Annotated in this window: 4 protein-coding genes; 3 read left to right on the top strand and 1 reads right to left on the bottom strand. The window is 71.9% G+C overall.

Annotated features, from left to right (window positions below; translation table 11 throughout):
• Positions 1–40 precede the first annotated feature (40 nt).
• From BJ992_RS30740 to BJ992_RS30730, 3 genes are read left to right on the top strand one after another with little or no spacing between them, the layout of a single operon-like run.
• Positions 41–8,662, top strand: a complete 8,622-nt coding sequence (locus BJ992_RS30740) for a non-ribosomal peptide synthetase (RefSeq protein WP_184986938.1) — start codon at positions 41–43, stop codon at positions 8,660–8,662.
• A 12-nt stretch (positions 8,663–8,674) separates the two neighbouring features.
• Positions 8,675–9,697: a guanitoxin biosynthesis L-enduracididine beta-hydroxylase GntD gene (gntD, locus tag BJ992_RS30735; protein WP_184986936.1), complete on the top strand. Its 1,023-nt coding sequence runs from the start codon at positions 8,675–8,677 to the stop codon at positions 9,695–9,697.
• Positions 9,698–9,715: 18 nt separating this feature from the next.
• Positions 9,716–10,471, top strand: coding sequence for an SDR family NAD(P)-dependent oxidoreductase (locus tag BJ992_RS30730; protein ID WP_184986934.1), 756 nt, complete (start codon positions 9,716–9,718; stop codon positions 10,469–10,471).
• Here BJ992_RS30730 and BJ992_RS30725 read toward each other — a convergent pair.
• Positions 10,466–12,058, bottom strand: a complete 1,593-nt coding sequence (locus BJ992_RS30725; RefSeq protein WP_221475047.1) for a TIGR03086 family metal-binding protein — start codon at positions 12,056–12,058, stop codon at positions 10,466–10,468. The two genes, BJ992_RS30730 and BJ992_RS30725, sit on opposite strands and share 6 nt — an antisense overlap.
• Between the last annotated feature and the right edge of the window lie 8 nt (positions 12,059–12,066).

Raw genomic sequence — 12,066 nt, 5'->3', positions numbered from 1 at the left:
TCCCCGAATGTCCCCCACCGTCGCGAACAGGATCACCATCATGTCGGGTGAACTCGATAGAAAGCGTCTCTCGCTCACGTCGTCGCAGCTCAGCGCGTGGTACGCGTGCCGTGTGCGGCAGCCGGAACTGCTGACCAACTGTGAGTACCTGGAGATCCACGGAGCCGTCGACACCGCCGCGTTCGAGACCGCCGTCCGGCGCGCGTACGCGGACGCCAGGGTGCTCAACGCGCGCCTCGTGGAGGACGACGACGGCCACCCCTGGCAGGAGGTGGACGCACGGCGGGCCATCCCCTTCTCGACGGCCGACCTGAGCGGACATCCCGACCCGGCGGCGGCCGCCATGGAATGGATGCGCGCCGACCTCGCCGCGCCGGTCGACCTCGGCCGCAGCGACCTGATCGGGGACGTCCTGCTCACGCTCGGTCCCGACCGCTTCTACTGGTACCGCCGCATCCACCAGACGATGGCGGACGGCTACTCCCACGCGCTGTTCGTGCGGCGGGTCGCCGACGTCTACACGGCCCTGGCCGGCGGACAGGAGATCCCCCCGGCGTCGTTCACCGCCGCCGAGGACCTCCTGGAGGAGGAACGGCGGTACGCCGGCTCCGCCGAACACGAGGCCGACCGCGCGTACTGGAAGGGCCGCTTCGCCGACCGGCCGGTCGTGACGACGCTCGGCCGTCCCACCACGACCGCCACCACGCGGATCGTCCGCGCCTCGCACCGGCTCCACCCGGCCGAGGCCGACCGGCTGCGCGACCTCGCGGACGCGCTCGGCACCAGGTGGACGCGGGTGATGATCGCCTTGTTCGCGGCGTACCTGCACCGGGTCGGCGGGACCTGTGACGTCGTCATGAGCCTCCCGGTGACCGGCCGCGTCACCGAGACCGCACTGCGCGCACCCGTCATGATGTCCAAGGTCCTGCCGCTGCGCGTGTCCGTCACCTCCGGCATGACCTTCCGCGACCTGGTCACGCGGGTGTCGGGTGAGGTACGGGACGTCCTCACCCACCAGCGCCTCCCGCTCGCCGAGATACGCGGGCTCTGCGGGAACGGCGGCGGTTCGTTCTTCGGTCCCCTGCTGAACCTCATGCGTTTCGACCACCGGGTGACCCTCGCCGGCACACCGGTGACGCTCCACCACTTCATGTGCGGACGCGTCGAGGACGTCCAGGTCGTGGTGGACGACCGGTGCGGCACCGGCGGCCTGCGCATCGACGTGGACGCCAACCCCGGAGCCTGCGACGGCGGGCAACTGGCGGCGTTCCGCGACGTACTGGTCACCATGATCTCGCAGGTGCTGGAACACGGCCCCGGCATCGAGGTCGGCTCCATCGGGTTGCTGTCGCAGGAGCGGCGGCGCGACGTGGCGGAGCGCTGGAGCGGACTGGCCGGCGGCGGGACGGTGCCAGGCGAGACGGTGCACGAGATGTTCGAGCGGCAGGCCGCCTCGACGCCGTCGCGCACCGCTCTGGTGCACAGCGAGGAGAAGGTCACCTTCGGGGAGCTGAACGCGCACGCCAACCGGCTCGCGCGCCGGCTCCTGCCGGCACTCGGCGGCGCGGGATCGGGATCGGTGGTGGCCGTGCGGCTTCCTCGTGGCCCCGGCCTGATCGCGGCCATGCTCGCCGTGCTCAAGACCGGAGCCGCGTACACGCTGCTCGACACGGCTTTCCCCGAACGGTGGACGGCCGACCGGGTCACCGAGCTCGGCGTCCCGGTGGTCGTCACCACGCGCGACCTCGCCGGGCCGGTCCCCGCCGGTGTCACGCCGCTGTTCCTCGACGACGAGAAGGCCGGCGACGAGGCGGAGACCGACCTCGGCCGCGCCGTCGATCCCGGTGACGCCGCGTGTGTGATGTTCACGTCCGGCTCCACCGGCAGGCCCAAGGGGGTGATGAGCCCGCACGCGGCTCTCGCCGGGACCTTCGCCGACGCGGGTTATCTGGACTTCGGGCCGCACCACGTGTACCTGCAGTCCTCCCCGATCTCCTGGGACGCCTTCGGGCTGGAGGTGTTCTCCGCGCTGTTCCACGGCGGCACCTGCGTGCTGCCGTCCGGGCCGAGAACCGACCTCGACGAGATCGCGGAACTGGTCGCCGCGCACGGCGTCACCGTGCTGCAGCTGTCCGCGAGCCTGTTCAACGCGCTCCTCGAAACCCACCCCGAGGTCTTCGGGATGGTGCGGGTCGTCATGACGGCCGGGGAGACCGCGTCGGTCGAACACGTCGGCCGGGCCCGCGCGGAGTTCCCCGGCCTGGTGATCCTCAACGGTTACGGCCCGGTGGAGAGCATGGGTTTCACGACGTGCTACTCGATCGACGCGGTGACCGGGGCCGACCAGGCGGGGATCCCCATCGGCCGTCCGCTGAACCGCAAGCACGCGTTCGTCCTGGACGAGCGGCTGCGGCCCGTTCCTCCCGGAGTGCTCGGCGAGCTGTACGTCGCGGGGGTGGGCCTGGCGCACGGGTATGTGGGACAGCCGGCGCTGACGGCGCGGCGGTTCGTCGCCGACCCGTTCGGCGGGGGACGCATGTACCGCACCGGGGACCTGGCGCGGTGGCGCGCCGACGGGAACCTGGAGTTCGCGGGCCGGAGCGACGACCAGGTCAAGGTGCGTGGTTTCCGCGTGGAACCCGGCCAGATCGACGCGGTGCTCGCGGGGCACCCCGCGCTCGTGCAGGCCGCGACGGTCGTCCTGGACGACGGAGCGGGGAACGGACGCGTCGTGTCCTACGTGGTGTTCGCGGAGCACTCAGGCACCGGCGCCGACGAGCTGCGGAGGTTCGTGGCGGCGGCGTTGCCGGAGTACCTCGTCCCTTCAGCCTTCGTCGTGCTCGACGCGTTGCCGCGCACCCCCAACGGCAAGCTCGACCGCGCGGCCCTGCCGGCGGTGGAGTTCACCGCCGGGGACCGGGGACCGCGCGACGCGCGTGAGGAGGTCCTGTGCGGGTTGTTCGCGGAGGTCCTCGGCGTGGAGCGGGTGGGGGTCGACGACGACTTCTTCGAGGCCGGGGGGCACTCGTTGCTGGCGACGCGGTTGGTGAGCCGGGTGCGTGCGGTGCTGGGGGTGGAGGTGGGGATCCGGACGTTGTTCCGGTCGCCGACGGTGGCGGGGTTGGTGGAGTGTCTGGGTGATGCGGGGGATGTGCGGCCGGTGCTTCGGCCGGTGGTGCGGCCGGAGGTGGTGCCGTTGTCGGCGGCGCAGTACCGGTTGTGGTTCATGCGCCAGTGGGAGGGTCCGAGCGCGACGTACAACGTGCCGGTGGCGTTCGGTGTGTCGGGCCGGGTGGACGTCGACGCGCTGAGGGAGGCGGTCGGTGACGTGGTGGCCCGGCACGAGACGCTGCGCACCGTCTTCCCCGTCGTCGACGGCCGGCCACGCCAGGTCGTCCTCGCACCGGGGGAGCAGGAGGTGCTCACGGTCGTCACCTGCCGGCCCGGCGAACTGGACCGGCGGGTCCACGAGGCCGCGGCGCACCACTTCGCTCTCGATCGTGAGGTGCCGGTGCGGGTGTGGCTGTTCGAGTCGGGTGGGGAGTCGGTGCTTTTGGTGGTGTTGCACCACATCGCAGCGGACGGGTGGTCGATGCGGCCGCTGTCCGAGGACCTGGCGACCGCCTACCAGGCGCGCACCCACGGCAGGGCCCCTGAATGGACGGCGCTGCCGGTGCAGTACGCCGACTACACCCTGTGGCAACAGCAACTGCTGGCCACAGAGGAACCACGTCAGCTCGCCTACTGGCGCCAAGCACTCGCCGGCCTCCCCGACGAGCTTCCGTTGCCCTTCGACCGGCCCCGGCCCCCGGTGGCCGGCTCAGCAGGAGCCACCGTCGAGTTGAGCATTGACCCGGAACTGCACCTGCGGCTGCGGGACCTGGCACAGACCCATCAGGCGACGTTGTTCATGGTGCTGCACGCCGCGCTCGCCGTCCTGCTCAGCAGATTGACCGGTGGGACCGACATCCCGATCGGCACCGCGGTGGCCGGCCGCACCGACGACCGGCTCACCGGCCTGGTCGGCTGCTTCGTCAACACCCTGGTCCTGCGCACCGACACCGGCGGCGACCCCACCTACCACCAGCTCATCGACCGGATCCGCACCACCGACCTGGACGCCTACAGCCACCAGGACCTCCCCTTCGACCGCCTCGTCGAAACCCTCAACCCCACCCGCGACCCCGCACGCCACCCCCTGTTCCAAACCATGCTCGTCCTGCAGAACACCCCCACCCACGACTGGACCCTCCCCGGCCACCCCACCACCCCCCACCCCCTCACCTACGACGTGGCCAAGTTCGACCTCTCGGTCCGCACGGAGGAACGGCGACGCGAGGACGGCACGCCGGACGGCATCACCGGCACCTTCGACTACAGCACCGCGCTGTTCGACCGCGGCACCGTCGAGGGTTTCGTGCGCGGCTACGTCGAGGTGCTGCGCGCCATGGCCGGCGACCCCGGCCGGACCGTCGCGGTGGACCCGGTGGAGCGGACCGGCCCGGTCCGGCCCGCCACAGGCGACCTGCCGCACGTCACAGCCGGCACCCGTGGCCCGCGCGATCCGCGTGAGGAGATCCTGTGCGGGTTGTTCGCCGAGGTCCTCGGCGTCGACGAGGTGGGGGTCGACGACAACTTCTTCGCTCTCGGCGGGTACTCGTTGCTGGCGACGCGGTTGGTGAGCCGGGTGCGTGCGGTGCTGGGGGTGGAGGTGGGGATCCGGACGTTGTTCCGGTCGCCGACGGTGGCGGGGTTGGTGGAGTGTCTGGGTGATGCGGGGGATGTGCGGCCGGTGCTTCGGCCGGTGGTGCGGCCGGAGGTGGTGCCGTTGTCGGCGGCGCAGTACCGGTTGTGGTTCATGCGCCAGTGGGAGGGTCCGAGCGCGACGTACAACGTGCCGGTGGCGTTCGGTGTGTCGGGCCGGGTGGACGTCGACGCGCTGGCGGCGGCGGTCGGTGACGTGGTGGCCCGGCACGAGACCCTGCGCACGGTCTTCCCGGTCGTCGACGGCCGGCCACATCAGCTCGTCCTGCCGCCGCCTGACGGACGCGACCTGCTCGACTGCGTGTCCTGCGCTCCGGAGGAGCTGGACGACCTGCTGGAGAAGGCGGCCGCCTACCGTTTCGCTCTCGATCGTGAGGTGCCGGTGCGGGTGTGGCTGTTCGAGTCGGGTGGGGAGTCGGTGCTTTTGGTGGTGTTGCATCACATCGCGGCGGACGGGTGGTCGATGCGGCCGCTGGCCGAGGACCTGGCGACCGCGTACGAGGCACGCACCCAGGGCCGGGTCCCGGAGTGGACGGCGTTGCCGGTGCAGTACGCCGACTACACCCTGTGGCAACAGCAACTGCTGGCCACAGAGGAACCACGCCAGCTCGCCTACTGGCGCCAAGCACTCGCCGGCCTTCCCGACGAGCTTCCGTTGCCTTTCGACCGGCCCCGGCCCCCGGTGGCCGGCTCAGCAGGAGCCACGATCGACCTGAGCATTGACCCGGAGCTGCACCGGCGGCTGCGGGACCTGGCACAGACCCATCAGGCGACGTTGTTCATGGTGCTGCACGCCGCGCTCGCCGTCCTGCTCAGCAGGCTGACCGGCCGTACCGACATCCCGATCGGCACCGCGGTGGCCGGCCGCACCGACGACCGGCTCACCGGCCTGGTCGGCTGCTTCGTCAACACCCTGGTCCTGCGCACCGACACCGGCGGCGACCCCACCTACCACCAGCTCATCGACCGGATCCGCACCACCGACCTGGACGCCTACAGCCACCAGGACCTCCCCTTCGACCGCCTCGTCGAAACCCTCAACCCCACCCGCGACCCCGCACGCCACCCCCTGTTCCAAACCATGCTCGTCCTGCAGAACACCCCCACCCACGACTGGACCCTCCCCGGCCACCCCACCACCCCCCACCCCCTCACCTACGACGTGGCCGAGTTCGACCTCCTCTTCGGTGTCCGGGAGTCGCCGGTCACCGGTGGCCTCGACGCGACGATCTCCTACAGCACCGCGCTGTTCGACCGTGACACCGTGGAAGGCGTCGCCGCGCGGTTCGTCCGCGTCCTGACCGCGATGGCCGGCGATCCCGGCCGGACCGTCGCCGCTACGGAGCTCACCTCCGCGCAGGAGCGTGAGCGGATCCTCGGCCCGTGGAGCCGTACCGTGGCGGGGGACCCGCCGGACCGCCGTGTCCACGAGCACTTCGAGGACCAGGTCAGGCGCACCCCGGACGCCGTGGCCCTGGTGATCGGGGACGAGCGGCTGACGTACACGGAGGTGAACCGGCGGGCCAACGCGCTGGCCTTCGAGCTCATCGGCCGCGGCGTCGGACCGGAGGACCGCGTCGCGCTGCTGCTGCCACGTTCCTCTCACGCGATCGTCGCCATCCTCGCGGCGCACAAGGCGGGAGCCGCGCACGTCCCGATCGACGTGGGTTACCCGCCGGAGCGGATCGCGCTCATCCTGGAAGGAGCGGCGCCGGCGCTCGTCGTCACGACCGAGGAGCTCGCCTCCCTCCTGCCGGCGTCAGGCACCGTTCCCGTGCTGGTCGCCGGCGCCTGCGACGGGCCCATGCGCGAGCACGACCCGTGCGACGCGGACAGGAAGGCGCCGCTGCGCGAAGGTCACGCCGCGTACGTCCTGTTCACCTCCGGTTCCACCGGCACCCCCAAGGGGGTCGTGGTGGAACACCGTCAGATCGCGAACCTGCTGCACAGCCACCGGGTCACCCTGTTTCCCGAGAACGGCGGACGAGCCGCGATCACCGCGTCCCTGTCCTTCGACGGCTCCTGGATGGGTGTCCTGCTCATGATCGCGGGCCACGAGCTGCACCTCCTGGACGACGACCTGCGCCGTGACCCGGCCGCGGTCGTGGCCTACCTGGCCCGCGAGGAGATCGGCTTCCTGGACACCAGTCCCGCGTACGCGCAGGAACTGCTCGAATCCGGTCTCCTCGACGGTCGTACGGCGCTCACGACGCTGTCGGTCGGCGGCGAGGCCGTGCCGGGGCCGTTGTGGGACCGGGTGCGCGCCACGCCGGGACTGGCCGGGTACAACTTCTACGGCCCCACGGAGTGCACGGTGGAGACCCTGTGCTGCGCGATGCGGGAGACGGCGGAGCCGAGCCTCGGCCGGCCGATCGTCAACGCCGTCGTGTACGTGCTCGACGAACGGCTGCGGCCCGTGCCTCCCGGCCTGCCAGGGGAACTCTACGTCGCGGGTCACGGCGTGGCGCGTGGCTACAGCGGACGGCCGGGCCTGACCGCGGAGCGTTTCGTCGCCGACCCGTACGGCGAGGCGGGGACCCGCATGTACCGCACCGGCGACGTGGTCCGGTGGACGGCCGGCGGCAGGCTCGACTTCGTGGGCCGCGCGGACGACCAGGTGAAGATCCGGGGGTTCCGGATCGAGCCCGCCGAGGTGGAGACGGCGGTCGAGCGCCACCCCTCGGTCGCGCGGTGCGTCGTGGTGGCCGACGGAGACCAGCCGGCCAGCAGGCGTCTCGTCGCCTACGCGCTCCCCGTTCCCGGTGCCGTCGCCGACCCCGGGGAGCTGCGCCGGTTCGCCGCGGAAACGCTGCCGGGCCACATGGTGCCGTCCGTGGTGGTCCGCGTGGACCGGTTCCCGCTGACGGCGCACGGGAAGGTGGACCGCCGCGCGCTGCCGCGTCCGGACGTCGCGGCCCCGGTGGACGACCGGGAACCCCGGACACCGGTGGAGGCGCGGCTCCGCGCGATGTTCCAGGACGTCCTCGGCCTGGAACGTGTGGGGATCGACAGCGGCTTCTTCGACCTCGGGGGCCACTCACTCCTCGCCGCGCGCCTGGCCGGCCGGATCCGTGCGGCGTTCGGCGTCGATCTCGGTGTGCAGCGGCTCTTCCAGTCCCCGACGGTGGCGGGGATCGCGGAGTGGCTGGCCGGTGGCGCCGCCAGGCCGGACCCCGGCGGGGTGTTGCTGCCGATCAGCCGCGCCGGTACGGCCGAGCCGCTGTTCTGTGTCCATCCCGTCACGGGTGTCGGCTCCTGCTACGCGGGCCTCGCCGCCACGGTCGGCCGCGAACGGCCGGTGTACGGCCTGCAGAACCCGTTCGCCGTCGGCGCCGAGGCCCGGCACCGTTCGCTGGACGAGCTGGCCGAAGAGTACGTCCGTCACATCAGGACGGTCGCCCCCACCGGTCCGTATCACCTGCTCGGCTGGTCGATCGGCGGCGCCGTCGCGCATGCCGTCGCGTGCCGGTTGCGCGACGACGGCGAGGAGGTGGCCCTGCTGGCGCTGCTCGACTCCCATCCCCCGGGTCACGTGCCGGGACCGGCGGACGACGGCCGTCCGGCGCGCGACCAGATCGCGGCGCTCCTGCGGAGAGAAGGAACCACGCACATCGAGCCCGGCGACGCGTCACTCGACAGGCTCGTGCGCGCCGCCGCCGACAACGTGGCCGTCGTCGAGGCGGCGGCACCCCGGATGTTCGACGGCCACGCGCTGTTCGTCAAGGCGACCGTGGACGCGGCGCGGGACGCACCCGACGCGGCGAGCTGGCACCCGTACGTCAGCGGCACGGTCGAGCGGCACGAGATCGCGTGCGCTCATGAGGACATGACGCGTCCGGACAACCTTGATCGCGTCGCCGCGATCGTGTCGCGCCACCTGAGGCTGGCCCACACCTGAGTCGGAGAGATCATGAAAGACAAAGAGATCGCAGTGCAGTACACACTGAGTCCGGACGAGGCCGCGGCGGTGCGGGCCGGTGCCCGCGAGATCGCGCGCTCGTCACGGCAGCCGTCCGACCCGGAGTTCTACGACCGGCACTGGGACATCCACCTGAAACTGCCGGCCGGCCTGCGCAGGTTCCTTGAGGGGTTCCGCCGCACCGAGTCCGCGGCGGTCTGCCTCGTGCACGGTTTCGGTGTCGACGACGACGCGGTGGGGGCCACCCCTGGCCACTGGGAGTCGGCGATCGGCTCGACGGCCGCCGTCGAGCAGGAGATCGCCATGGCGATGTGCGCCATGGCCCTCGGCGAGCCGTTCACGTGGTCCACGCTGCAGGCCGGCATGATGATCCAGAACATCTTCCCCATCCGCGGCGACGAGGTGCGGCAGAACGGCCACAGCAGTGACACGCTGCTGGAGTTCCACACCGAGGACGGCTTCCACCCGCTGCGCTGCGACTACCTGCTGCTGTTCGGCCTGCGCAATCACGACAGGGTGCCGACCATCGTGTCCTCGGTGCGCGACGTGTCCCTCAGCGAGCAGGACACGCGGATCCTCTCGGAGCCGAGGTTCCTCATCGTCCCGGACGACGAGCACATCCGGCAGCTCGAACTGCGCCACCCCGGCCACCCGGCGCTCGCCAAGATGCTCCAGATCCGTGACCACCCCGAGCCGGTTCCCGTCCTGTTCGGCACCACCTTCTCGCCGTACCTGAGGATCGACCGGCCCTTCATGCGCTGCGTCGGCGACGACCCGTTGGCCGAACGCGCGCTGGACCGGCTGATGGACGAGCTGCGCCGGGTGCAGTACTCGGTCGTGGTGAACCCCGGCACGCTCGCCGTGGTCGACAACTACCTGGCCGTGCACGGCCGCAAGCCCTTCGCGGGGCGGTACGACGGCACCGACCGCTGGCTGAAGCGGATGATCGTCAGCCGGGACATCAGGAAGTCGGCCGATCACCGGGCCACGTCCAGCCGGCGGGTCCTCTACTGAGAAAGGCAGGCATGTGTCATGCGAACTGTGGTGATCTCTGGAGCGTCCAGCGGGATCGGCGAGGCGACGGCCGCGCGGTTCCACCGGGCCGGCGACCATGTCGTGAACCTGGACGTCCGTCCGCCGCGACCCGGGTCCGCCGTCAGGTGGGTGCCGGCCGACGTCGCCGACTGGTCGGCGACCGAACAGGCACTGGCGGACGTCCACCAGGAGCGAGGACGGATCGACGTGGTGATCGCGAACGCCGGGATCAGCGTCAGGCACGGTGTCCTCGACATCAGTGAGGCGGACGCGCGGCGCGTCTGCGACGTCAACCTGCTCGGGGTGCTCGGCCTGTGGCGCGCCGCGGCGCGCCACATGGTGCGGCAGGGAGAAGGGGTGCTGCTCGCCACCGCCTCGGTCAACGGCCTGCGCGGCTACCCCTTCTACGCCGACTACAACGCGACCAAGGCCGGTGTCGTCGCGTTGTGCCGGACGTTCGCGCTGGAGCTCAGCCCGCACATCCGCACCGCCTGCGTCAGCCCCGGCGCCGTGCTGACGCCGATGCAAGAGGCCGAGTACACCGGCGACATGCTGGACGAGGTGAACCGCCGCATCCCGGCGGGCCGGCACGCGGCACCCGAGGAGATCGCCGACGCGTTCTTCTACCTGGCCTCACCTGAGGCGCGATTCCTGACCGGCCAGGAACTGGTGATCGACGGCGGCGAGACCGCCGGCGCCACCACCTCGGCCTTCGGCACGGCCACCCCCTCGCGCGAACCCGTCATGTCATGACCGGCCCAGGTAGGCGGCGAGGCGGTCGGTGGGGGTGGCGTCCTCGGCGGCCCGCTGGACGGCGGCGAAGGAGCCGCCGGGGGTGCGGGGGAGGTGGCCGTAGATCTGTTCGACGGCGGGAAGGAGTGTGCGCGCCACGTCGGGGGCCAGGTCGGTGGGGAGGCCCAGGGATCTGGCGAGGTCCCAGCCATGGACGAGCATCTCGATGGTGACCTGCTCGACCATGCGCCAGCCGGGGGCCGGGCCGAAGCGCTCGGTCAGCATGCCGGGACGACCGAAGGCCGCGAGGGTCGCCTCCGCTGCGGTACGGAAGGCGGCCACGTGGTCGTCCCCCAGGTGGTCGGCGGCGACGTCGGTGCGGGGGGTGCCGGTGGCGAGGCCGGTCCACAACAGGTTCTCCCAGACCAGGTGGTCGAGCAGCTCGCGTACGGTCCAGCCGGCGCAGGGGGTGGGTGCGTTCATGTGGCCGGGAGGGACGGCCGCGACGAGGTGGCCGACCTCGGCGAGGACGCGGCGGCAGGCGTCCAGCTTCATGGCGGGGGTGGTGCCTGTCGTGTCGGCGTCGGCCACGTCGGCGACGCGACGGGCCTCGGCGCCGGGTTCGGGGTTGGCGCGCAGCGCGGTCGTGAGCCACCGGCCGGCGTCGGCCATGCCGGGCCGTACCGGCAGGCCGTTGAGCACGCACGTCAGTTGCCAGTAGCGCTCGACGCGGGTGTCGGCGGCGACCTCCAGCTGTTCGAGCAGCCGGCGCCTCGGTTCGGCGCCGTCGGCGCCGGGGGTGTAGCCGGCGGCGGCCTGGGTGGGGAGCCAAGCGGCGACGATTCGTGCGACGACGGCGTCGGCGGACGGTGAGTCGGGTGCGAGGCCGGCGTCGGTGGCGGCGTTCACCTCCCGCAGCCAGAAGTCGGTGACGTCCTCGGCGGCGCGCAGCGCCTTCTCATCGTGCGCGCCGGGTGCGTGCCGCGCGGCGTACTCGGCCATGCGGCGCATCGCGGCGCGCAGGCCGGGGTCCTGGAGCAGTTCGCCGAGTTCGATCCAGGCGCCGATCTGCTCGGCGGTGGGGGATTCGGGGAGGTCGGGCATCGCGGCGAGCAGGCCGTCGCGGTAGGTGGGGACGTCGAGATCGCCGACGACGTCGTCGACGAAGGCGCGGATCATCGTGTCGCGTTCCGCGGCGGTCAGGCGGGAGAGTCTGGCCATGTGGGAGAGCTCCTGTGGGGTGGATCGGCGGGTGGCGACGTACCGCAGCACCGCCTGCTGCCGTCGCAGCGTGCGGATCCGCACCTCCAGAGCGTCGGCGTGGAGGGCCGCGACCTCGGCCAGGCCGTCCCCGCGATCGGCGATCTCGCGGATGGTGGCCATGCCGAGGCCGAGATCGCGGAGGGTCCGCGCGAGTTCGAGCCGGGCCACCGACGACGCGTCGTACCGCCGGTAGCCGGCCGCCGTACGGCCTGCGGGTGGCACGACGCCGATGTCGGACCAGTGGCGGATCAGCTTGACCGACAGGCCGGTCCGCTTCGCCAGCTCGCCGATGCCGAGCATCACGTCGTCGTCGCCGTGCACGCCGAACACTCTCGGGTCTCCCACGGTGGGAG

Source organism: Sphaerisporangium rubeum (genome assembly GCF_014207705.1).
GTDB lineage: Bacteria > Actinomycetota > Actinomycetes > Streptosporangiales > Streptosporangiaceae > Sphaerisporangium > Sphaerisporangium rubeum.
This window is presented reverse-complemented; position numbering and strand designations above follow the sequence as displayed.

Excerpts from the sequence above, each read along its gene's own strand:
- BJ992_RS30740 (WP_184986938.1), top strand. The coding sequence starts at position 41 with ATGTCGGGTGAACTCGATAGAAAGCGTCTCTCGCTCACGTCGTCGCAG.
- BJ992_RS30730 (WP_184986934.1), top strand. The coding sequence starts at position 9,716 with ATGCGAACTGTGGTGATCTCTGGAGCGTCCAGCGGGATCGGCGAGGCG.
- gntD (WP_184986936.1), top strand. The coding sequence starts at position 8,675 with ATGAAAGACAAAGAGATCGCAGTGCAGTACACACTGAGTCCGGACGAG.